Source organism: Amycolatopsis rifamycinica (genome assembly GCF_000695625.1).
Taxonomy (GTDB): Bacteria; Actinomycetota; Actinomycetes; order Mycobacteriales; family Pseudonocardiaceae; genus Amycolatopsis; species Amycolatopsis rifamycinica.
Window position 1 is genome coordinate 43,766 of the sequence record NZ_JMQI01000039.1, and the last position, 25,583, is coordinate 69,348.

Annotated in this window: 3 protein-coding genes; all 3 read left to right on the forward strand. The window is 74.8% G+C overall.

Annotation, left to right across the window (positions count from 1 at the left end; translation table 11 throughout):
• A complete protein-coding gene (locus tag DV20_RS18235) occupies positions 1-15,129 on the forward strand; it encodes a type I polyketide synthase (RefSeq protein ID WP_043781805.1) in 15,129 nt (5,042 codons plus the stop codon).
• 10 nt (positions 15,130-15,139) lie between these two features.
• Entirely contained in the window at positions 15,140-20,404 is a 5,265-nt protein-coding gene (locus DV20_RS18240) for a type I polyketide synthase (protein ID WP_043781807.1), read from the forward strand.
• Positions 20,405-20,468: 64 nt separating this feature from the next.
• On the forward strand, positions 20,469-25,571 hold the full coding sequence (locus DV20_RS18245; protein ID WP_043781809.1) for a type I polyketide synthase: 5,103 nt from the start codon (positions 20,469-20,471) through the stop codon (positions 25,569-25,571).
• Positions 25,572-25,583 lie beyond the last annotated feature (12 nt).

Below are 25,583 nucleotides of genomic sequence, written 5' to 3' on the forward strand. Positions count from 1 at the left end.
ATGTCCGCGCCGAACGAGCAGATCGTTGACGCACTGCGCGCCTCGCTGAAGGAGAACGTCCGCCTCCAGCAGGAGAACGCCGCGCTCACCGCGGCCGCCGCGGAGCCCATCGCGATCGTCTCCATGGCCTGCCGCTACGCCGGCGGGATCCGCGGCCCGGAGGACTTCTGGCGAGTCGTGTCCGAAGGCGCCGACGTCTACACCGGGTTCCCCACCGACCGCGGCTGGGACCTCGAGGGCCTCTACCACCCGGACCCCGACAACCCGGGGACGACGTACGTGCGGGAAGGCGCCTTCCTCCACGACGCGGCCCAGTTCGATGCGGGCTTCTTCGGCATCTCGCCGCGTGAGGCGCTGGCCATGGACCCGCAGCAGCGGCAGCTGCTGGAGGTGTCCTGGGAGACCCTCGAGCGGGCCGGCATCGACCCGCATTCGGTGCGCGGCAGCGACATCGGCGTCTACGCCGGGATCGTGCACCAGGACTACGCCCCCGACCTCAGCGGGTTCGAGGACTTCATGAGCCTGGAGCGGGCGCTGGGCACCGCGGGCGGTGTCGCCTCGGGCCGGGTCGCCTACACGCTCGGCCTCGAAGGTCCCGCCGTCACCGTCGACACGATGTGCTCGTCGTCGCTCGTGGCCATTCACCTCGCGTCGCAGGCGCTTCGCCGCGGTGAGTGCTCGATGGCGCTGGCCGGCGGCTCGACCGTGATGGCGACGCCGGGCGGGTTCGTCGGCTTCGCCCGGCAGCGGGCGCTGGCCTTCGACGGGCGCTGCAAGTCCTACGCGGCGGCGGCCGACGGCTCCGGCTGGGCCGAGGGCGTCGGCGTGGTGCTGCTGGAGCGGCTGTCGGTGGCGCGTGAGCGCGGGCACCAGGTGCTCGCCGTCATCCGCGGCAGCGCGGTCAACTCCGACGGCGCGTCCAACGGCCTGACCGCTCCCAACGGCCCCGCCCAGCAGCGGGTCATCCGCAAGGCCCTCGCCGGCGCCGGGCTGTCACCGTCCGATGTGGACACCGTGGAAGGGCACGGTACCGGCACCGTCCTCGGCGACCCGATCGAGGTGCAGGCGCTGCTGGCCACCTACGGCCAGGGCCGCGACCCGCGGCAGCCGCTGCTGCTCGGCTCGGTGAAGTCGATCGTCGGGCACACGCAGGGCGCGTCCGGCGTGGCCGGCGTGATCAAGATGGTGCAGTCGCTGCGGCACGGGAAGCTCCCGGCCACGCTGCACGTGGACGCGCCGACCCCGCAGGTGGACTGGACGGCGGGCGCGGTCGAGCTGCTGACCGAGCCGCGGGAGTGGCCGCGCGGCGACCGGCCGCGCCGGGGCGGCATCTCGTCGTTCGGCGCCAGCGGCACCAACGCGCACATGATCCTGGAAGAGGCGCCCGAGGAAGAGCCGGTCGCCCAGGCGGCGCCCGCGGGCGTGGTGCCGCTCGTCGTGTCGGCGGCGACTGCCGCGTCGCTGGCCGCGCAGGCCGGGCGGCTGGCGGAGGTCGGTGACGTCTCGCTGGCGGACCTCGCCGGGACGCTGGTGTCCGGGCGCGCGACGCTCAGCGAGCGCGCTGTCGTCGTGGCCGGTTCCCCCGAAGAGGCCGTGACCGGGCTGCGGGCCTTGGCGCACGGGGAGAGTGCTCCCGGCGTGCTGTCCGGACGCGGCTCGGGTGCGCCGGGCAAGGTCGTCTGGGTGTTCCCCGGCCAGGGGACGCAGTGGGCGGGCATGGGCCGGGAGCTCCTGGACTCCTCCGCGGTCTTCGCCGCGCGGATCGCCGAGTGCGAGACCGCGCTCGGACGGTGGGTCGACTGGTCGCTGACCGACGTCCTGCGCGGCGACGCCGACCTGCTGGACCGGGTCGACGTCGTGCAGCCGGCGAGCTTCGCCGTGATGGTCGGGCTCGCGGCGGTGTGGGCTTCGCTCGGCGTCGAGCCCGAGGCCGTGGTGGGCCACTCGCAGGGCGAGATCGCGGCCGCGTGCGTGTCCGGCGCGCTGTCGCTGGACGACGCCGCGAAGGTGGTGGCCCTGCGCAGCCAGGCCATCGCGGCCTCGCTGGCCGGCCGGGGCGGCATGGCCTCGGTCGCGTTGAGCGAAGAAGACGCGGCCGCGCGCATCGAGGCGTGGGCGGGCCGCGTGGAAGTGGCGGCCGTCAACGGGCCGGCGTCCGTGGTCATCGCCGGAGACGCCGAGGCCCTGGACGAAGCCCTCGACGCGCTCGACGACCAGGGCGTCCGGATCCGGCGGGTGGCGGTGGACTACGCGTCCCACACCCGGCACGTCGAAGCCGCCCGCGACGCCTTGGCCGAGATGCTCGGCGGCATTCGTGCGCAGGCCCCGGAAGTGCCGTTCTACTCGACCGTCACCGGCGGCTGGGTTGACGACGCCGGCGTCCTCGACGGCGGGTACTGGTACCGCAACCTGCGTCGTCAGGTCCGGTTCGGCCCGGCCGTGGCCGAGCTGATCGAGCAGGGGCACCGGGTGTTCGTCGAGGTCAGCGCGCACCCCGTGCTGGTCCAGCCGATCAACGAGCTCGTCGACGGCACCGAAGCCGTCGTCACCGGGACGCTGCGGCGCGAGGACGGCGGGCTCCGGCGCCTGCTGGCCTCGGCGGCCGAGCTCTTCGTGCGCGGCGTGACCGTGGACTGGTCCGGCGTCCTGCCGCCGCACCGGCGCGTCGAGCTGCCGACGTACGCCTTCGACCACCAGCACTACTGGCTGCGGATGGGCGGGACGGCGACCGACGCCGTGTCGCTGGGCCTGGCCGGCGCCGACCACCCGCTGCTGGGCGCGGTCGTGCCGCTGCCGCAGTCCGACGGCCTGGTCTTCACCTCGCGGCTGTCCCTGAAGACGCACCCGTGGCTGGCCGGGCACGCGATCGGCGGAGTCGTCCTGATCCCCGGCACCGTCTACGTCGACCTCGCGCTGCGCGCCGGCGACGAGCTCGGCTTCGGCGTGCTGGAAGAGCTCGTCATCGAGGCACCGCTGGTGCTCGGCGAGCGCGGCGGGGTCCGCGTGCAGGTCGCGGTGAGCGGGCCGACCGAAACCGGCTCGCGCGCGGTCGACGTCTTCTCCACGCGGGAAGACGACGACGAATGGACCCGGCACGCCACCGGGCTGCTCGGGGCGTCGGCGTCCCGGGAAGCCCACCGGAACTTCGACTTCGCCGCCTGGCCGCCGGCCGGGGCGCAGCCGATCGACGTCGAAAACTTCTACGCCGACCTCACCGAGCGCGGGTACGCCTACAGCGGCGCGTTCCAGGGCATGCGGGCGGTGTGGCGGCGGGGGAACGAGGTCTTCGCCGAGGTCGCGCTGCCCGACGACCACCGCGAGGACGCCGGCAAGTTCGGCCTCCACCCCGCGCTGCTCGACGCCGCCCTGCACACGAACGCCTTCGCCAACCCCGACGACGAGCGCAGCGTGCTGCCGTTCGCGTGGAACGGCCTGGTCCTGCACGCCGTCGGGGCGTCGGCGCTGCGGGTGCGGGTCGCGCCGGGCGGGCCGGACGCGCTGACGTTCCAGGCCGCCGACGAGGCCGGTGGCCTGGTCGTCACCATGGATTCGCTGGTGTCCCGCGAAGTCTCGGCCGCGCGGCTGGAGACGGCGGCGGGCGAAGAGCGCGACTCGCTGTTCCAGGTCGACTGGGTCGAGGTCCCCGCGACCGACAGCGCGGCCGCGGACCACGTCGAGGTGCTCGAAGCCTTCGGCGAGGAAGCGCCCCTGGAGCTGACCAGCCGGGTGCTGGAAGCCGTGCAGAGGTTCCTCGCCGACGCGGCGGAGGAGGCCCGGCTGGTCGTGGTGACCCGCGGTGCCGTGCGTGCGGTGACCGACCCGGCGGGGGCCGCCGTGTGGGGCCTGGTGCGGGCCACGCAGGCGGAGAACCCGGGCCGGATCATCCTGGTCGACACCGACGGTGACCTGCCGCTGGGTGCTCTGCTCGGCAGTGGTGAGCCGCAGATCGCCGTGCGCGGTGGGGCTTTCTCCGTCCCGCGGCTGTCCCGTGCCACCGGCGAAGCGCCCGACGCGGTGTTCAGTCCGGAAGGGACGGTCCTGCTGACCGGCGGCACCGGCTCGCTGGGTGGCCTGGTCGCCAAGCACCTGGTCTCCCGGCACGGCGTCCGGCGGCTGGTGCTCGCCGGCCGGCGGGGCGTGGCCGCGGAAGAGCTGCTCGCGGAGCTGACCGAGCAGGGCGCGAGCGTGGCCGTGGTGGCCTGCGACGTCTCCGACCGCGACCAGGTCGCCGCGCTGCTGGCCGAGCACCGCCCGACCGGGATCGTGCACCTGGCCGGCCTGCTCGACGACGGCGTCATCGGGGCACTGACCCGGGAGCGGCTGGCCGGGGTGTTCGCACCCAAGGTCGACGCGGTCCGCCACCTCGACGAGCTGACCCGGGACCTCGACCTCGACGCCTTCGTCGTGTTCTCGTCCGCGGCCGCGCTCATGGGCTCAGCCGGTCAGGGCAACTACGCCGCGGCCAACGCGTTCCTCGACGGCCTGATGGCCGTGCGCCGCGCGGCGGGCCTTCCCGGCGTGTCCCTGGCGTGGGGGCTGTGGGAGCAGGCCGACGGCCTGACCGCCCACCTCAGCGCGACCGACCAGGCCCGGATGAGCCGCGGCGGCGTGCTGGCCATGACGCCCGCCGAGGCCCTCGACATCTTCGACATCGGCCTGCACGCCGAGCAGGCGCTGCTCGTGCCGATCAAGCTCGACCTGAAGACCCTGCGCAGCGGCGGGGAGGTTCCGCACCTGCTGCGCGGCCTGGTGCGTGCGAGCCGCCGGGTGGCCCGCACGGCCGCCGCGAGCGGCGGCGGGGGCCTGGTCCACAAGCTCGCCGGCCGGCCCGCCGAGGAGCAGGAAGCGGTCCTGCTCGGCATCGTCCAGGCCGAGGCGGCCGCGGTGCTCGGCTTCAACGCCCCCGAGCTGGCGCAGGGCACCCGCGGGTTCAGCGACCTCGGCTTCGACTCGCTGACCGCGGTCGAGCTGCGGAACCGGCTGAGCGCGGCCACCGGGGTCAAGCTGCCCGCCACGCTCGTCTTCGACTACCCGACGCCGGTGGCGCTCGCCCGGCACCTGCGCGAGGAGCTGGGCGAGACGGTGGCGGGCGCGCCCGCCACCCCGGTGCCGACCGCCGCCGCGGACGCGGGCGAGCCGATCGCCATCGTCGGCATGGCCTGCCGCCTGCCGGGCGGGGTGATGAGCCCCGACGACCTGTGGCGGATGGTCGCCGAAGGCCGCGACGGCATGTCGGCTTTCCCCGAGGACCGCGGCTGGGACCTGGACGGCCTGTTCGACTCCGACCCGGAGCGCCCGGGCACCGCCTACATCCGCCAGGGCGGCTTCCTGCACGAGGCCGCGCTGTTCGACCCGGGCTTCTTCGGCATCTCGCCGCGCGAAGCCCTGGCCATGGACCCGCAGCAGCGGTTGCTGCTCGAAGCGTCCTGGGAGGCCCTCGAACGCGCGGGCATCGACCCGGCGAAGGCGCGGGGTGACGCCGTCGGTGTCTTCTCCGGCGTTTCCATCCACGACTACCTCGAGTCACTGAGCAACATGCCCGCGGAACTCGAAGGCTTCGTCACCACGGCCACGGCGGGCAGCGTGGCCTCGGGCCGCGTGTCCTACACCTTCGGGTTCGAGGGGCCGGCCGTCACGGTCGACACGGCCTGCTCGTCGTCCCTGGTGGCGATCCACCTCGCCGCGCAGGCGCTGCGGCAGGGCGAGTGCACGATGGCGCTGGCCGGCGGCGTCGCCGTGATGGGCTCGCCGATCGGGGTGATCGGCATGTCGCGGCAGCGCGGCATGGCCGAGGACGGCCGGGTCAAGGCGTTCGCGGACGGCGCGGACGGCACGGTCCTGTCCGAGGGCGTCGGCATCGTCGTCCTCGAACGGCTTTCGGTGGCCCGCGAACGCGGGCACCGGGTCCTCGCCGTGCTCCGCGGCAGCGCGGTCAACCAGGACGGCGCGTCCAACGGCCTGACCGCCCCGAACGGCCCCTCGCAGCAGCGGGTGATCCGCGCGGCGCTCGCCGGCGCCGGCCTGCGACCGTCCGAAGTGGACGTCGTCGAGGCCCACGGCACCGGCACCGCGCTGGGTGACCCCATCGAGGCGCAGGCCCTGCTGGCCACGTACGGCAAGAACCGTGAGACGCCGCTGTGGCTCGGCTCTCTGAAGTCGAACATCGGCCACACGCAGGCCGCCGCCGGGGTCGCGGCCGTCATCAAGATGGTCCAGGCCCTGCGGCACGACGCCCTGCCGCCGACCCTCCACGTGCGGGAACCCACCAAGCAGGTGGACTGGTCCGCGGGCGCGGTCGAGCTGCTGACCGAGGGCCGCGAGTGGGCCCGCAACGGCCACCCGCGCCGCGCCGGCGTGTCGTCGTTCGGCATCAGCGGCACCAACGCGCACCTCATCCTCGAGGAGGCGCCCGCCGAGGAGACCTCCGAGGCCGACGTTCCCGACGGCGTGGTGCCCGTGGTGGTCTCCGCGCGCAGCACCGGATCACTGGCCGGTCAGGCCGGGCGGCTGGCGGCGTTCCTCGACGGGGACGTCTCGCTGACCCGCGTGGCGGGTGCCCTGCTGTCGACCCGCGCGACGCTGGCCGACCGGGCCGTCGTCGTGGCCGGCTCGGCCGAGGAGGCCCGGGCGGGGCTGACCGCACTGGCCCGCGGCGAGAGCGCGGCCGGGCTGGTGACCGGGACCGCGGGCATGCCCGGCAAGACCGTCTGGGTGTTCCCCGGCCAGGGAACGCAGTGGGCGGGCATGGGCCGGGAACTCCTCGAAGCGTCCCCGGTGTTCGCCGAGCGGATCGCCGAATGCGCGACGGCGCTGGAGCCGTGGGTCGACTGGTCCCTGCCGGACGTCCTGCGCGGTGAGACCGGCCTGCTGGACCGGGTCGACGTGCTGCAGCCCGCGAGTTTCGCCGTGATGGTCGGGCTCGCGGCCGTGTGGGCGTCGGTGGGCGTCGTGCCCGACGCCGTCCTGGGCCACTCCCAGGGCGAGATCGCCGCGGCCTGCGTCGCCGGTGCACTGTCCCTCGAGGACGCGGCCAAGGTCGTCGCGCTGCGCAGCCAGGCCATCGCGGCCCGGCTGTCCGGCCGCGGGGGGATGGCGTCGGTCCAGCTGAGCCACGACGAGGTGGCCGCTCGGCTCGCGCCGTGGGACGGCCGGGTCGAGGTCGCCGCCGTCAACGGTCCTGCGTCGGTGGTGATCGCCGGTGACGCCGAAGCGCTCACCGAGGCCGTCGAAGCCCTCGGCGGACGGCGGGTGGCGGTGGACTACGCGTCCCACACCCGGCACGTCGAAGACATCGAGGACACCCTCGCCGAAACCCTGGCCGGGATCCCCGCGCAGGCACCGGTGGTGCCGTTCTACTCCACTGTGGACGGTGCATGGATCACCGAAGCCGGGGTCGTCGACGGCGGGTACTGGTACCGGAACCTCCGCAACCAGGTCGGCTTCGGCCCGGCCGTTGCCGCGCTGCTCGACCAGGGCCACGGGGTGTTCGTCGAGGTCAGCGCGCACCCGGTGCTGGTCCAGCCGCTCAGTGAACTCGGCGAAGACGCCGTGGTCACCGGGACCCTGCGGCGCGACGACGGCGGCCTGCGGCGGCTGCTGACCTCCATGGCCGAGCTGTTCGTCCGGGGTGTCCCGGTCGACTGGGCCACAATGGTGCCGCCCGCCCGCGTCGACCTGCCGACGTACGCCTTCGACCACCAGCACTTCTGGCTCAGCCCGTCCGCCGCGGCCGACGCGCCCGCGCTCGGCCTGGCCGGGGCCGATCACCCGTTGCTGGGGGCGGTCCTGCCGCTGCCGCGGTCCGGCGGCCTGGTCTTCACCTCGCGCCTGTCGGTGCGGACGCACCCGTGGCTGGCCGACGGCGTCCCGACCGCGGCGCTGGTCGAGCTGGCCGTGCGGGCCGGTGACGAGGCCGGGTGTCCCGTCCTCACCGACCTGACGGTCGAGAAGCCGCTGGTCCTGCCCGAGAGCGGGGGCCTGCGGGTGCAGGTCGTCGTGAGCGGTGAGCGCGCGGTCGACGTGTACTCGCAGCGCGAAGGCGACGAAGACTGGACCCGGAACGCCACCGGGCACCTGTCGGCCACCGCGCCGGCGCACGAGCCGTTCGACTTCACCGCCTGGCCTCCGCCCGGTGCCGAGCAGGCCGACGGCGGCTGGCGGCGTGGCGAAGAGATCTTCGCCGAGGTCGCGCTGCCCGAGGACCAGGACGCCGGGAAGTTCGGCATCCACCCGGTGCTGCTGGACGCGGCCCTGCGTCCGGTGCTGGCGGACGACGAGCAGCCGGCGGAGTGGCACGGCCTGGTCCTGCACGCCGCGGGGGCCTCGGCGCTGCGGGTGCGGCTGGCGCCCGGTGGCGGCCTCCAGGCGGCGGACGAGACCGGCGGCCTGGTCCTCACCGCGGACTCGGTGGCAGGCCGGGAACTCTCGGCCGGGAAGACCCGCGCCGGATCGCTGTACCGGGTCGACTGGACCGAAGTGTCCATTGCGGACAGCGTGGCACCGTCGGAGCGGGTCGAGGTGCTCGAAGCCTCCGGCGAGGAGCCGCTGGACCTGACCGCGCGGGTGCTGGAAGCCGTCCAGGCGTTCCTCGCCGACGCGGCGGACGACGCCCGGCTGGTCGTGGTGACCCGCGGCGCCGTCCGCGAGGTGACCGACCCGGCCGGGGCCGCGGTGTGGGGCCTGGTCCGGGCCGCGCAGGCGGAGAACCCCGACCGGATCGTGCTCCTCGACACCGACGGTGAGATCCCGCTCGGCGCGATCCTGGCCGCCGACGAGCCGCAGGTCGCGGTGCGCGGCGGGAAGTACTTCGTGCCCCGCATCGCCCGCGCCGACCAGCGCGGGGAGGCCGTCTTCCGCCCGGACGGGACGGTGCTCATCTCCGGTGCCGGCGCGCTCGGTGGCCTGGTGGCCCGGCGCCTGGTCGAACGCCACGGCGTCCGGAAGCTGGTGCTGGCTTCCCGGCGCGGCCCGGACGCCGAGGGCGTGGCGGACCTGGTCGCCGAGCTGGCCGCGGACGTGTCCGTCGTCGCCTGCGACGTCTCCGACCGCGCTCAGGTGGCCGCGCTGCTCGACGAGCACCGGCCGACCGCCGTCGTGCACACCGCCGGTGTCCTCGATGCGGGTGTCATCGAGACGCTGGACCGGGACCGGCTGGCCACGGTGTTCGCACCCAAGGTCGACGCGGTCCGCCACCTCGACGAACTCACCCGCGACCGGGACCTGGACGCGTTCGTCGTCTACTCCTCGGTTTCGGCCGTGTTCATGGGCGCGGGCAGCGGCAGCTACGCCGCGGCCAACGCCTTCCTGGACGGCCTGATGGCCAATCGCCGGGCGGCCGGCCTGCCGGGCCTGTCACTCGCGTGGGGTCTCTGGGACCAGAGCACCGGCATGGCGGCCGGCACCGACGAGGCCACCCGCGCCCGGATGAGCCGCCGCGGCGGCCTGCAGATCATGACGCAGGCCGAAGGCATGGACCTGTTCGACGCCGCTCTCGGCTCGGCAGAGCCACTGCTCGTGCCCGCCAAGCTGGACCTGCGCGGGGTGCGCGCCGACGCCGCCGCGGACGGGGCCGTGCCGCACCTGCTGCGCGGCCTGGTCCGCGCGGGCCGTCAGCAGGCCCGTACCGCATCCACTGTGGACGGCGGGCTGGCCGGGCTCGCCCCGGCCGACCAGCTCACCCTGCTCCTGGACCTGGTCCGGGCGCAGGTGGCGGCCGTGCTCGGGCACGCCGACGCGAGTGCGGTCCGGGTGGACACCGCGTTCAAGGACGCCGGCTTCGACTCGCTGACCGCGGTCGAGCTGCGCAACCGGATGCGGACCGCCACCGGGCTGAAGCTGCCCGCCACGCTGGTCTTCGACTACCCGAACCCCCAGGCGTTGGCGAAGTTCCTGCGCGAGGAGCTCGGCGGTGCGGCGGAGACGCCGGTGGCCGCGGTGGCCGCGAAGGCCGACCTCGGCGAGCCGATCGCCATCGTCGGCATGGCCTGCCGCCTGCCGGGCGGCGTCGCCGGGCCCGAGGACCTCTGGCGGCTGGTCGCCGAGGGCCGGGACGCCGTCTCGAGCTTCCCGGCCGACCGCGGCTGGGACACCGACGGCCTGTACGACCCGGACCCGGCGACCCCGGGCAAGACCTACACGCGGCACGGCGGGTTCCTCCACGAGGCCGGCCTCTTCGACGCGGGCTTCTTCGGGATCTCGCCGCGCGAGGCCGTCGCCATGGACCCGCAGCAGCGGCTCCTGCTGGAGACCTCGTGGGAGGCCATGGAAGACGCCGGAGTCGACCCGCTCTCGCTCAAGGGCGACGACGTCGGCGTGTTCACCGGCATGTTCGGCCAGGGTTACGTCGCGCCGGGGGACAGCGTCGTCACCCCGGAGCTGGAGGGCTTCGCGGGCACGGGCGGCTCGTCGAGCGTGGCGTCCGGCCGCGTGTCGTACGTGTTCGGCTTCGAAGGCCCGGCGGTGACGATCGACTCGGCGTGCTCGTCTTCGCTGGTCGCGATGCACCTCGCCGCGCAGTCGCTGCGGCAGGGCGAGTGCTCGATGGCACTGGCCGGAGGTGCGACCGTGATGGCGAACCCCGGCGCGTTCGTGGAGTTCTCCCGGCAGCGCGGCCTCGCCGTCGACGGGCGCTGCAAGGCGTTCGCCGCCGCGGCCGACGGCACCGGCTGGGCCGAGGGCGTCGGCGTGGTCGTGCTCGAACGGCTTTCGGTGGCCCGCGAACGCGGGCACCGGATCCTGGCCGTGCTGCGCGGCAGCGCGGTGAACCAGGACGGCGCTTCGAACGGCCTGACCGCGCCGAACGGGCCTTCGCAGCAGCGGGTGATCCGCCGGGCCCTGGTGAGCGCCGGACTGGCACCGTCCGATGTGGACGTCGTCGAGGCGCACGGCACCGGGACCACGCTGGGTGACCCGATCGAGGCGCAGGCCCTGCTGGCCACGTACGGCAAGAACCGTGAGACGCCGCTGTGGCTCGGGTCGCTGAAGTCGAACATCGGCCACGCGCAGGCCGCCGCGGGCGTCGCGGGCGTGATCAAGATGGTGCAGGCCCTCCGCCACGAAGTCCTGCCTCCGACGCTGCACGTCGACGAGCCGACGCCCGAGGTGGACTGGTCCGCCGGCGCCGTCGAACTGCTGACCGAAGCTCGCGAGTGGCCGCGCAACGGCCGTCCGCGCCGGGCCGGGGTGTCCGCGTTCGGCGTCAGCGGCACGAACGCGCACCTGATCCTGGAAGAGGCGCCCGCCGAAGAGCCGGTGCCCACGCCCGAGGTGCCCGTGGTGCCGGTCGTGGTTTCCGCCCGCAGCAAGGCCTCCCTGGCCGGTCAGGCGGGCCGGCTCGCCGAGTTCGTCCGGGGTGACGCGCCGCTGGCCGGCGTGGCCCGGGCGCTGGTGACCGACCGGGCCGCGCTGAGCGAGCGCGCGGTCGTCGTCGCGGGCTCCCGCGAAGAAGCCGTGACGGGCCTGGAAGTGCTGGCCCGCAGAGAAGACACGGCCACGGTGGTCACCGGCCGGGCCGGGGCGCCGGGCAAGGTCGTCTGGGTCTTCCCCGGTCAGGGCTCGCAGTGGGTGGGCATGGGCCGGGAGCTGCTCGAAGAGTCTCCGGTGTTCGCCGAGCGGGTCGCCGAGTGCGCGGCCGCGCTGGCACCGTGGATCGACTGGTCGCTGCTCGACGTCCTGCGCGGCGAGTCCGATCTGCTGGACCGCGTCGACGTCGTGCAGCCCGCGAGCTTCGCGGTGATGGTCGGCCTCGCCGCGGTGTGGCAGTCCGCGGGCTTGCGGCCGGACGCCGTGGTCGGGCATTCGCAGGGCGAGATCGCGGCGGCGTGTGTGTCGGGTGCGTTGTCGCTGCCGGACGCGGCGAAGGTGGTCGCGTTGCGCAGCCAGGCGATCGCCACCCGGCTGGCCGGCCGCGGCGGCATGGCCTCGGTCGCGCTGAGCGAAGAAGACGCGACCGCGTGGCTGGCGCCGTGGGCCGACCGGGTCCAGGTGGCCGCGGTCAACAGCCCTACCTCCGTGGTGATCGCCGGAGAAGCCCGGGCCCTCGACGAGGTCGTCGAAGCGTTGTCCGGGCAGGAAGTCCGCGTCCGACGGGTGGCCGTGGACTACGGGTCCCACACGAACCAGGTCGAAGCCATCCAGGACCTCCTCGCCGGGACACTGGCCGGCATCGAGGCGCAGGCCCCGGCGGTGCCGTTCTACTCCACTGTGGACGGCGGCTGGATCACCGGCGCCGGCGTCGTCGACGGCGGCTACTGGTACCGGAACCTGCGCAACCAGGTCGGCTTCGGCCCGGCGGCCGCGGAGCTCGTCCGCCAGGGCCACGGCGTGTTCGTCGAGGTCAGCGCGCACCCGGTGCTGGTCCAGCCGCTCGGTGAAATCAGCGACGACGCGGTGGTGACCGGTTCCCTGCGCCGCGAGGACGGCGGGCTCCGCCGCCTGCTGACGTCGATGGCCGAGCTGTTCGTGCGGGGTGTCGAGCTCGACTGGACCGCGGTCCTGCCCCGCGCGGGCCGGGTCGACCTGCCGAAGTACGCCTTCGACCACCGGCACTACTGGCTCCGGCCCGCCGAGTCCGCGACCGACGCGGCCTCCCTGGGTCAGGCCGCGGCCGACCACCCGCTGCTGGGCGCGGTCGTCGAGCTCCCGCAGTCCGACGGCCTGGTCTTCACCTCGCGGCTGTCGGTGCGGACGCACCCGTGGCTCGCCGACCACGCGGTCGGCGGCGTGGTGCTCCTCCCCGGTTCCGGGCTGGCCGAGCTGGCCGTGCGGGCCGGCGACGAAGCCGGCTGCACCGCCCTCGACGAGCTCGTCATCGAGGCGCCGCTCGTCGTGCCCGCCCAGGGTGCGGTCCGGGTCCAGGTCGCGCTGAGCGGCCCGGACGAGACCGGCTCGCGCACGGTGGACATCTACTCCCGGCGCGACGGCGGCGCGAGGACGTGGACGCGGCACGCGACCGGCGTGCTGTCGTCGGCGGCCGGCCAGGACCCGGAATTCGACTTCCACGCCTGGCCGCCCGCCGACGCCGAGCGCATCGACGTCGAGACCTTCTACACCGACCTCGCCGAGCGCGGTTACGGCTACGGGCCGGCGTTCCAGGGGCTGCGGGCGGTCTGGCGGCGTGACGGCGACGTCTTCGCCGAGGTCGCCCTGCCCGAGGACCTGCGCAAGGACGCGGGCCGGTTCGGCGTCCACCCGGCGCTGCTCGACGCGGCCCTGCAGGCCGCCACGGCCGTCGGCGGGGACGAGCCCGGCCGTCCGGTGCTGGCCTTCGCCTGGAACGGCCTGGTCCTGCACGCCGCGGGGGCCTCGGCCCTGCGGGTCCGGCTCGCGCCGAGCGGCCCGGACACGCTGTCGGTCGCCGCCGCCGACGAAACCGGCGGCCTGGTCCTGACGATGGAGTCGCTGGTGTCCCGGCCGGTTTCGGCCGAGCAGCTCGGGGCCGCGGCCGACGCGGGCCACGACGCGATGTTCCGCGTCGACTGGACCGAACTGCCCGCCGTACCGCGTGCGGAGACGCCGTCGTGGACGCCGGTGGACACCGCCGACGACGTCGTGGCCCTGGCGGAGAAGACGGACGCGCCGCCGGTGGTGGTCTGGGAGGCCGCCGGTGCGGACACCTTGGCCGGTACCTCCCGCGCCCTGGAAGTTGTGCAGGCGTGGCTGGCCGCGCCCGCGTTCGAGGAGTCCCGGCTGGTGGTGACGACCCGGGGGGCGGTGCCCGCCGGCGGCGACCACACGCTGACCGACCCGGCCGCGGCCGCGGTGTGGGGCCTGGTCCGGTCCGCCCAAGCCGAGCACCCGGACCGGATCGTCCTGCTGGACACCGACGGCGAAGTCCCGCTGGGCGCGGTGCTGGCCTCGGGTGAGCCGCAGCTCGCTCTGCGCGGGACGACCTTCCTCGTGCCCCGGCTCGCCCGCGCCACCCGGCTCACGGACACCCCCGCCGCGTTCGATCCGGACGGGACGGTCCTGGTCTCCGGCGCCGGATCGCTGGGCGCGCTGGTGGCCCGGCACCTGGTGACCCGGCACGGCGTGCGCCGGGTCGTCCTGGCGAGCCGGCGGGGCCGGGACGCCGAGGGCGCCGAGGACCTGATCACCGAGCTCACCGGCGAGGGCGCGGACGTGTCCTTCGTGGCCTGTGACGTCTCCGACCGCGCTCAGGTGGCCGCCTTGCTCGCGGACCTGCCCGAGCTGACCGGGGTGGTGCACACCGCCGGCGTCTTCGAGGACGGCGTCATCGAAGCACTCACGCCCGATCAGCTGGCCAACGTGTACGCGGCCAAGGTCACGGCCGCCACGCACCTCGACGAGCTGACCCGCGACCGGGACCTCGGCGCGTTCGTCGTGTTCTCCTCCGTCGCGGGCGTACTGGGCGGTGGTGGCCAGGGCCCGTACGCGGCGGCGAACGCCTTCCTGGACGCGGCGATGGCCCACCGGCGGGCGGCGGGCCTGCCGGGCCTGTCCCTGGCCTGGGGCCTCTGGGAACGCAGCAGCGGCATGGCCGCCCACCTCAGCGAGGTCGACCACGCGCGGGCGAGCCGCAACGGCGTCCTGGAACTGACCGGGGCCGAAGGCCTGGCGCTGTTCGACCTCGCACTGCGGATGGACGAGTCCCTGCTCGTGCCGATCAAGCTCGACCTCGCGGCGATGTGGGCCGGCGCGGTTCCGGTGCTGTTCCGCGGCCTCGTCCGGCCGAGCCGGACGCAGGCGCGCTCGGCGTCCACTGTGGACCTCGGACTGGCCGGGCTCGCCCCGGCCGAGCGGGAGGCGCAGCTCGTCGACCTGGTGCGCGGGCAGGTCGCGGTCGTGCTCGGCTACGACGGACCGGAGGCGGTCCGCCCGGACACCGCGTTCAAGGACACCGGGTTCGATTCGCTGACCTCGGTGGAATTGCGCAACCGGCTGCGCGAGGCGACCGGGCTGAAGCTGCCCGCCACGCTGGTCTTCGACTACCCGAACCCGCTGGCCGTCGCCCGTTACCTCAGCGCACGGATGGCGCCGGGGAGCAACGGCAACGGGAACGGGCACGGCGACCGGCTGCGGCACGCGCTCGCGTCCGCCGCGACCGAGGAACCGTCGATCGCCGAACTGGGTGTCGACGACCTCGTGCAACTGGCTTTCGGCGACGAGTGATGGGGAGCAAGTGGTGAGTGCGTCGTATGAAAAGGTCGTCGAGGCGCTGCGGAAGTCCCTCGAAGAGGTCGGCACGCTGAAGAAGCGGGTCAACGCCGCCGGCGAGCCGATCGCGATCGTCGGCATGGCGTGCCGGCTGCCCGGCGGCGTGACCGGGCCCGACGAACTGTGGCGGCTGGTGGCCGAGGGCCGCGACGCCGTGTCGGGGTTCCCCGAGGACCGCGGCTGGGACCTGGAGAACCTGTTCGACCCGGACCCGGACCACCTGGGGACGTCGTACACCGACCGGGGCGGCTTCCTGGCCGACGCGGCCCTGTTCGACCCGGGCTTCTTCGGGATCTCGCCGCGCGAGGCACTGGCCATGGACCCGCAGCAGCGGTTGCTGCTGGAGGCGTCCTGGGAAGCCCTCGAAGGCGTCGGTCTCGACCCGACCTCGTTGCAGGGCACCGACGTCGGCGTCTTCACCGGCGCGGGCGGGTCGGGCTACGGCGGTGGCCTGGCCGGGCCGGAGATGCAGAGCTTCGCGGGCACCGGGCTGGCGTCGAGCGTGGCGTCGGGCCGGGTGTCCTACGTCTTCGGGTTCGAGGGCCCGGCGGTCACGATCGACACGGCGTGCTCGTCGTCGCTGGTCGCGATGCACCTCGCCGCGCAGGCCCTGCGCCAGGGCGACTGCTCGATGGCACTGGCCGGCGGCGCGATGGTGATGTCGGGCCCCGACTCCTTCGTCGTCTTCTCCCGGCAGCGGGGGCTGGCCACCGACGGGCGGTGCAAGGCGTTCGCCTCGGGCGCCGACGGCATGGTGCTGGCCGAGGGCATCAGCGTGATCGTGCTGGAACGGCTTTCGGTGGCGCGGGAACGCGGGCACCGGGTGCTGGCCGTGCTGCGGGGCAGCGCGGTGAACCAGGATGGTGCGTCGAACGGCCTCACCGCCCCGAACGGCCCTTCGCAGCAGCGAGTGATCCGCGCCGCGCTGGCCAACGCCGGGCTGGCACCGTCCGATGTGGACCTCGTCGAGGCCCACGGGACCGGGACGAGCCTGGGCGACCCCATCGAGGCGCAGGCGCTGCTGGCCACCTACGGGCAGGAGCGGGAACAGCCGCTGTGGCTGGGCTCGCTGAAGTCGAACATCGGCCACACGCAGGCGGCCGCGGGTGTCGCGAGCGTGATCAAGGTCGTCCAGGCGCTGCGGCACGGCGTCATGCCGCCGACCCTGCACGTCGACGAGCCCACCGCGCAGGTCGACTGGTCCGAAGGCGCGGTCGAACTGCTGACGGAGGGCCGGGACTGGCCGCGCGGGGAGCGGCCGCGCCGGGCCGGGGTGTCGTCGTTCGGCGTGAGCGGCACGAACGCGCACCTGATCATCGAGGAAGCCCCCGAGGAGCCCGCCGCCGGGGCGCCGGCTTCGGCGGACGTCGTCCCGCTGGTGGTTTCCGCGCGCAGCACCGGTTCGCTGGCCGGTCAAGCCGGACGGCTGAGCGGGGTGAGCGTGCCGCCGGCCCAGCTCGCCGGTGCGCTGGTGTCCGGACGCGCGGTGCTCGAGGAGCGTGCCGTCGTCGTGGCCGGTTCGGCCGAGGAAGCCCGGGCCGGGCTGCGGGCGCTCGCCCGTGGCGCGGCCGCGCCCGGCGTGGTGGCCGGGACCGCGGGTAAGCCGGGCAAGGTCGTCTGGGTGTTCCCGGGGCAGGGCACGCAGTGGGCCGGCATGGGCCGGGAACTCCTCGACACGTCCCCGGTGTTCGCCGAGCGGACCAAGGAGTGCGCGGCCGCGCTGGACCAGTGGACCGGCTGGTCGCTGCTCGACGTCCTCCGCGGCGAGGGCGACCTGGGCCGGGTCGACGTCCTGCAGCCCGCGTGCTTCGCGGTGATGGTCGGGCTGGCCGCGGTGTGGGAGTCCGTGGGCGTGCGCCCGGACGCCGTCGTCGGCCACTCGCAGGGCGAGATCGCCGCGGCCTGCGTCTCCGGGGCGCTCACCCTCGACGACGCCGCGAAGGTGGTCGCCCTGCGCAGCCAGGCGATCGCGGCGCGGCTGTCGGGGCGTGGCGGGATGGCCTCGGTCGCGCTGCGCGAGAACGAGGCGAACGCGCGGCTCGCGCTGTGGGACGGCCGGATCGAGGTGGCCGCGGTCAACGGCCCCGCCTCGGTCGTCGTCGCGGGCGATGCCCAGGCCCTCGACGAGGCGCTGGAGGTGCTGGCCGGGGACGGCGTCCGCGTCCGCCAGGTCGCGGTGGACTACGCCTCGCACACCCGGCACGTCGAAGACCTCCGTGACACCCTCGCCGAGACCCTCGCCGGGGTCACCGCGCAGGCACCGGCGATCCCGTTCTTCTCGACCGTCACCGGTACCTGGATCACCGAAGCCGGCGTCCTGGACGGCGGCTACTGGTACCGGAACCTGCGCAACCAGGTCCGGTTCGGCCCGGCCGTGGAGACGCTGCTCGGGTCGGGCCACGGCGTGTTCGTCGAGGTCAGCGCCCACCCGGTGCTGGTCCAGCCGATCAGCGAGCTCGCCGACGCGGTCGTCACCGGGACCCTCCGGCGGGACGACGGCGGCCGGCGGCGGCTGCTGACGTCGATGGCGGAACTGTTCGTCCGCGGTGTCGACGTCGACTGGGCCGCGCTGGTGCCGCCGGCCCGCGCCGAGCTGCCGACGTACGCCTTCGACCACCAGCACTTCTGGCTCCGGCCGGCCGAGCGGCTGAACGCCGTCTCGCTGGGCCTGGCCGAGGCCGGGCACCCGCTGCTCGGCGCGGTCGTGCCGCTGCCGCAGTCGGACGGCCTGGTGTTCACCTCGCGGCTGTCGCTGCGGACCCACCCGTGGCTGGCCGACCACACCATCGGCGGAGTGGTGCTGTTCCCCGGCACCGGCCTGGTCGAGCTGGCCGTGCGGGCCGGCGACGAAGCCGGGTGCCCGGTGCTGGACGAACTCGTGACGGAGGCGCCGCTCGTCGTGCCCGCCCAGGGCGGGGTGAGCGTCCAGGTCACGGTGAGCGGACCCGACCAGAGCGGCTCCCGCACGGTGGACGTCCACTCCCGGCGCGACGACGGGTGGACGCGCCACGCGACCGGCACGGTCTCGGCGACGCCGGGCCGGGGACCGGGCTTCGACTTCACCGCGTGGCCGCCGCCCGGCGGGCAGCGCGTCGAGCTCGGCGGCTTCTACGCCGACCTCGCCGATCGCGGGTACGCGTACGGACCCCTGTTCCAGGGCGTGCGGGCGGTGTGGCAGCGCGGCGACGAGGTGTTCGCCGAGGTCGCCCTGCCCGGCGACCGGCGGGAGGACGCCGCCCGGTTCGGCCTGCACCCCGCGTTGCTCGACGCGGCCCTGCAGACCGCGACGATCGCCGCGGCGGCCAGCGGACAGCCCGGGAAGTCCGTGATGCCGTTCTCGTGGAACCGGCTGGCCCTGCACGCCGCGGGCGCCGCGGGGCTGCGGGTCCGGGTCGCGCCCGGCGGACCGGACGCCCTGACCGTCGAGGCCGCCGACGAGACCGGGTCCCCGGTCCTGACCATGGACTCGCTGATCCTGCGCGAGGTCGCCCTCGACCAGCTCGGCACTCCGCGCACCAGCTCGCTGTACCGGGTGGACTGGACCGAACTGCCCACTGTGGACAGTGCGGTGCCGCCGGGCCCGGCCGAGGTGCTGGAAGCCTCCGGCGAGGCTCCGCTGGACCTGACCAGCCGGGTCCTGGCCGCCGTGCAGACGTTCCTCGCCGAGGCGGAGGAGGACGCCCGGCTGGTCGTGGTGACCCGCGGCGCCGTCCGCGAGGTGACCGACCCGGCCGGGGCCGCGGTGTGGGGCCTGGTCCGGGCCGCCCAGTCGGAGAACCCCGACCGGATCGTGCTGCTCGACACCGACGGCGACGTGCCACTGGACGCCGTGCTGGCGACCGGCGAGCCCCAGCTCGCCCTGCGCGGCTCGACGTTCTCGGTGCCCCGGCTCGCCCGGGTCACCGAAGCGGCCGAAGTGCCCCTGACGTTCCGTCCGGACGGGACGGTCCTCGTCTCCGGCGGCGGGACGCTGGGCGCGCTGGCCGCCCGCGCCCTGGTCACCCGGCACGGCGTCCGGCGACTGGTCCTGGCCGGCCGGCGCGGGCGGGCCGCCGACGGCGTCGAAGACCTCGTCACCGAGCTGACCGAGCAGGGCGCGTCGGTGTCCGTGGTGGCCTGTGACTTCGCCGACCGGGACCAGGTGGCGGCGCTGCTCGAGGAACACCCGGTGACCGCGGTCGTGCACACGGCGGGCGTGTTCGACGCCGGTGTCACCGGGGCACTGACCCGGGAGCGGCTGGCCAAGGTCTTCGCCCCCAAGGTCGATGCGGTGCAGCACCTCGACGAGCTGACCGGCGACCTCGACGCGTTCATCGCCTACTCGTCGGCCTCCGCCATCTTCATGGGCGCGGGCAGCGGCGGGTACGCGGCGGCGAACGCCTTCCTCGACGGCATGATGGCCGCCCGCCGCGCGGCCGGCCGTCCCGGGCTTTCGCTGGCCTGGGGCCCGTGGGAGCAGCTCACCGGCATGGCGGGCACCATCGACGACCTCACCCTGTCCCGGATGAGCCGTCGTGAGGGTCGCGGCGGCGTCCGGGCGCTCGGGTCCGCCGCAGGCATCGAACTCTTCGACGCCGCACTCGCGGCCGGCGAGGCGCTGCTGGTGCCGATCGAGCTCGACCTGCGCGAGGTGCGGGCCGACGCGGCCGCCGGCGGCACGGTCCCGCACCTGCTGCGCGGCCTGGTCCGCGCGGGACGGCAGGCCGCGCGCACGGCGTCCGGCGAGAACGGCGGCCTGGCCGCCAAGCTGACCGGGCTCACCGTGGCCGAACAGGAAGCGCTGCTGCTCGACCTCGTTCGCGGCCAGGTCGCGGTCGTGCTCGGGCACGCCGACAGCTCCGGCGTCCGCGCCGACGCGGCGTTCAAGGACGCCGGGTTCGACTCGCTGACGTCGGTGGAGCTGCGCAACCGGCTGCGCGAGGCGACCGGCCTCAAACTGCCCGCGACGCTCGTCTTCGACCACCCGAACCCCCTGGCACTGGCCCGGCACCTGCGGACGGAACTCGCCGTCGAGGAAGCGTCCCCGGCGGACGCGGTGCTGGCCGGCCTCGCCGGGCTGGAGACGGCCATCGCGGCCGCCGCCGACGAACCCGGCGGTGACCGGATCACCGCGCGGCTGCGGGAACTGCTCAAGGCCGCCGAGGCGGCCGAAGCCCGGCCGGGCAGCTCCGGCGATCTCGACACGGCCAGCGACGAGGAACTGTTCGCCCTCGTCGACGGGCTCGACTGAAACCGCCGTGAAATCCGGGCCCCCGAAAAGCGAGCACACGTGAGACACCTGGGAGTTGAGTTCAGTGGCTGACGAGGGACAACTCCGCGACTACCTCAAGCGGGCCATCGCCGACGCCCGCGACGCCCGCACGCGGCTGCGCGAGACCGAGGAACAGGCGCGGGAGCCGATCGCCATCGTCGCCATGGCGTGCCGGTACCCGGGCGGGGTCGCCTCGCCCGAGGACCTGTGGCGGCTGGTGGCCGACGGCACCGACGCCGTCTCCGCGTTCCCCGGCGACCGCGGCTGGGACGTCGACGGGCTCGTCGACCCGGACCCCGACCGCCCGGGAACGACGTACACCGACCAGGGCGGCTTCCTCCACGACGCCGGCCTCTTCGACGCCGGGTTCTTCGGGATCTCGCCGCGCGAGGCCGTCGCCATGGACCCGCAGCAGCGGCTGCTGCTGGAGACGTCCTGGGAGGCCGTCGAGCGGACCGGCACCGACCCGCGGTCGCTGAAGGGCAGCGACGTCGGCGTGTTCACCGGCGTCGCGAGCATGGGCTACGGCGCCGGCGGCGGCGTGGTCGCCCCGGAGCTGGAGGGTTTCGTCGGCACCGGGGCGGCGCCCTGCATCGCGTCCGGCCGGGTGTCCTACGTCCTCGGCCTCGAGGGCCCGGCGGTCACCGTCGACACCGGGTGTTCGTCCTCGCTGGTGGCGATGCACCTGGCCGCGCAGTCGCTGCGGCGGGGCGAGTGCTCGATGGCCCTGGCCGGCGGCGCGATGGTGATGGCCCAGCCCGGTTCCTTCGTGTCCTTCTCCCGGCAGCGCGGGCTCGCACTGGACGGGCGCTGCAAGGCGTTCGCCGACAGCGCCGACGGAATGGGGCTGGCCGAGGGCGTCGGTGTCATCGCGCTGGAGCGGCTGTCGGTCGCCCGCGAGCGCGGGCACCGGGTGCTGGCCGTGCTGCGCGGCATCGCGGTGAACTCCGACGGCGCTTCGAACGGCCTGACCGCGCCCAACGGCCCGTCCCAGCAGCGGGTGATCCGGGCCGCGCTGGCGGAGGCCGGACTGGCACCGTCCGATGTGGACGCCGTCGAAGGCCACGGCACCGGCACGACGCTCGGCGACCCGATCGAGGCGCAGGCGTTGCTGGCCACCTACGGCAAGGACCGCGACCCGGAGAAGCCGCTGTGGCTGGGCTCGATCAAGTCCAACATCGGGCACACGCAGGCGGCCGCGGGCGTGGCCGGCGTGATCAAGATGGTGCAGGCACTGCGCCACGGCGTGCTGCCCCCGACCCTGCACATCGACCGGCCGTCCACGGAGATCGACTGGTCCGCCGGCGCGGTCTCGCTGCTGACGGAAGCGCGGGAGTGGCCGGGCGAAGGCCGGCCGCGCCGGGCCGGGGTGTCCTCGTTCGGCATCAGCGGCACCAACGCGCACCTCATCCTGGAGCAAGCCCCCGAGGAGGAGCCGCCGCCCGCCGGAACGTCCTCCGCCGGTGCCGTGCCCTTGGTGGTGTCCGCGCGGGGTGCCCTGGCGGGCCAGGCCGAGCGGCTGGCCGCGTTCCTCGGCGAGTCGGACGTGCCCCTCGCCGACGTCGCCGGGGCCCTGGTGTCCGGCCGTTCGCTGTTCGGGGACCGGGCCGTCGTGGTCGCGGGCAGCCGCGAGGAAGCCACGGCCGGGCTGGCCGCGGTGGCCCGCGGGGAAAGCACGCCCGACGTCGTGACCGGAACGGTGGCGGCCACCGGTGCGCCCGGCAAGGTCGTGTGGGTGTTCCCCGGCCAGGGTTCGCAGTGGGCCGGCATGGGCCGGCAGCTCCTCGACGAGTCCCCGGTGTTCGCCGAGCGGATCGGCGAGTGCGCGGCCGCGCTGGAGCCGTGGATCGACTGGTCGCTGCTCGACGTCCTTCGTGGCGAGGGCGACCTGGATCGGGTCGACGTGGTGCAGCCCGCGAGCTTCGCGGTGATGGTCGGTCTCGCCGCGGTGTGGCAATCGGTGGGGGTCCGGCCGGACGCCGTCGTGGGGCACTCGCAGGGCGAGATCGCGGCCGCTTGCGTGTCGGGTGCGCTGTCGTTGCCGGACGCGGCGAAGGTCGTGGCCCTGCGCAGCCAGGCGATCGCCGCGAAGCTGGCCGGCCGCGGCGGGATGGCGTCGGTCGCGTTGAGCGAGGAAGCCGCGCTCGCCCAGCTGACGCCGTGGGCGGACCGGGCCGAGGTGGCCGCGGTCAACAGCCCGTCGTCGGTGGTCATCGCCGGTGACGCCGAAGCCCTCGACCAAGCTCTCGAAGCGCTGACCGGACAGGAAATCCGGGTCCGGCGGGTCGCGGTGGACTACGCCTCGCACACCCGGCACGTCGAAGACATCCAGGAACCCCTGGCCGAGGCACTGGCCGGGATCGAGGCCCAGGCGCCGTCGCTGCCGTTCTTCTCCACCCTGACCGGGGACTGGATCCGCGACGCCGGGGTCTTCGACGGCGGCTACTGGTACCGCAACCTCCGCAACCAGGTCGGCTTCGGCCCGGCGGTGGCGAAGCTGATCGATCAGGGCCACCGGGGCTTCGTCGAGGTCAGCGCCCACCCGGTGCTCGTACAGGCGATCAGCGAACTGGCCGGCGACCCGGTCGTCACCGGTTCGCTGCGACGCGACGACGGCGGCTTGCGACGGCTGCTGACGTCGATGGCCGAGCTGTTCGTCCACGGCGTCGACGTGGACTGGGCGACGCTGGTGCCGCCCGCCCGGGTGGACCTGCCGACCTACGCCTTCGACCACCGGCACTACTGGCTGCGGTACGTCGAGACCGCGACCGATGCCGCGGGCCCGGTGGTGCGGCTGCCGCGGACCGGCGGCCTGGTCTTCACCTCGCGGTGGTCGCTGAAGTCGCAGCCGTGGCTGGCCGAGCACCTCCTGGACGACGTCGTGGTCGTCCCCGGCGCGGCACTGGCCGAGCTGGCGATCCGGGCCGGCGACGAGGCCGGGACCCCGGTGGTGGACGAACTCGTCATCGAAACCCCGGTGGTGGTGCCGGACCGCGGCGCGATCCGGGTGCAGGTCATGGTGGGCGGGCCGGACGAAACCGGCGTCCGTCCGCTGGAGGTGTACTCCCAGCCCGACGACGCCGACGACGAGTGGACCCGGCACGCCACCGGCACGTTGTCGGCGACGTCGCCGCCGGGCGCGCGACCGCTCGGCGACGAGCCCTTCACCGAGGTCTCCCTGCCCGAGGACGTGGACGCCGGCGCGTTCGCCATCCACCCGGCGCTCCTGGACGCGGCTCTGTCCGGCGAAGACGGCCTGACGCAGCCCATGGAGTGGCGCGGCCTGACGCTGCACGCCACGGGGGCGTCGACGCTGCGGGTCCGGCTGGTGTCCGGCGGCCCCCTGGAGGCGGTGGACGGCGCCGGCAACCTGGTCGTCACGGCCAAGGAAGTGGTGCTGCGGCCGGTGTCGATCGGACAGCGGGGCACCACCACCAAGGACTCGCTGTTCCAGGTGAACTGGATCGAAGTCCCCGCGGGTCAGCAGGCCGACGGCACCGCCGACGTGCTGGAGGTCCCCGGCGGCGACTCGCCGCTCACGGCGACCTCCCGGGTGCTGAAGAAGCTCCAGACCCGGCTGACCGAGCCCGAGGCCGAACGCCTGGTCGTCGTCACGCGCGGCGCGGTGCCCGCCGGGGACACCCCGGTGACCGACCCGGCCGCGGCCGCGGTCTGGGGCCTCGTCCGCTCGGCCCAAGCGGAAAACCCGGACCGGATCGTCCTGGTCGACACCGACGGTGAAGTGCCGCTCGGTGCGGTGCTGGCGAGTGGCGAGCCGCAGGTCGCCGTGCGCGGCGCAGCCCTGTACGTCCCGCGCCTGGCCCGCGCCGAGGCGGCCCCGCTGTCCGGTCTGCGAGGGACGGTCCTCGTCTCCGGCGCCGGGGTGCTCGGGGAGATCGTCGCGCGGCACCTGGTCACCCACCACGGCGTGCGGAACCTGGTGCTGGCCAGCCGGCGCGGCTTGGACGCCGAGGGCGCGAAGGACCTCGTCACCGACCTCACCGGCGAGGGTGCCGACGTGTCCGTCGTCGCCTGCGACCTGGCCGACCGCGACCAGGTCGCCGCCCTGCTCGACGAACACCGCCCGGCGAACGTGATCCACACGGCGGGCGTGCTGGACGACGGCGTCATCGGGACGCTCACCCCGGAGCGGCTGGCCAAGGTGTTCGCCCCCAAGGTCGACGCCGTCCGCCACCTCGACGAGCTGACCCGCGGCCGGGACCTCGGCGCGTTCGTCGTGTTCTCGTCCGGCTCCGGCGTCTTCGGCTCACCCGGGCAGGGCAACTACGCCGCGGCGAACGCGTTCCTGGACGCGGCGATGGCGAGCCGCCGGGCGGCCGGCCTGCCCGGCCTGTCACTGGCGTGGGGCCTGTGGGAGCGGGCCACCGGCCTGACCGCGCACCTCGGCGGCACCGACCAGGCCCGGATGAGCCGGGGCGGGGTGCGGCCGATCACGGCCGAGGAGGGCATGGCCCTGTTCGACGCCGCGCTGGGCGCCCGGCCCGCGCTGCTCGTGCCGGTCAAGCTCGACCTGCGGGAGGTCCGGGCCGGCGGGGCCGTGCCGCCCCTGCTGCGCGGGCTGGTCCGCCCCGGACGGCGGCAGGCGCACGGCGCGTCCAAAGTGGACGACACGCTCAAGCACCGGCTGGCCGGGCTGGCCGCCCCCGAGCAGGAGGCGCTGCTGACCGACCTGGTCCGCACCGAGGTCGCGGCGGTGCTCGGCCACGCCGGGCCGGACGCGGTCCGCGCCGACACCGCGTTCAAGGACGCCGGGTTCGACTCGCTCACCTCGGTGGACCTGCGCAACCGGCTGCGGGGGAGCACCGGGCTGAAGCTGCCCGCCACGCTCGCCTTCGACTACCCGACCCCGCTCGTCCTCGCCCGGTACCTGCGCGCCGAGCTCGGGACCGGCGACGACGCGCTCTCGGTGGTGCACGCCCGGCTCGAAGACGTCGAGGCGCTGCTCGGCGGGCTGCGCCTCGACGAATCCACGAAGACCGGTCTCACCCTCCGGCTGCAGGGCCTGGTGGCCCGGTGCAACGGGGTGCCCGGCCGGCCGGACGACGCCGCGCTGGCGGACCGGCTCGAATCCGCGTCCGCCGACGAAGTCCTCGACTTCATCGACGAGGAGCTGGGTCTCACCTGACACGTGTCCGAG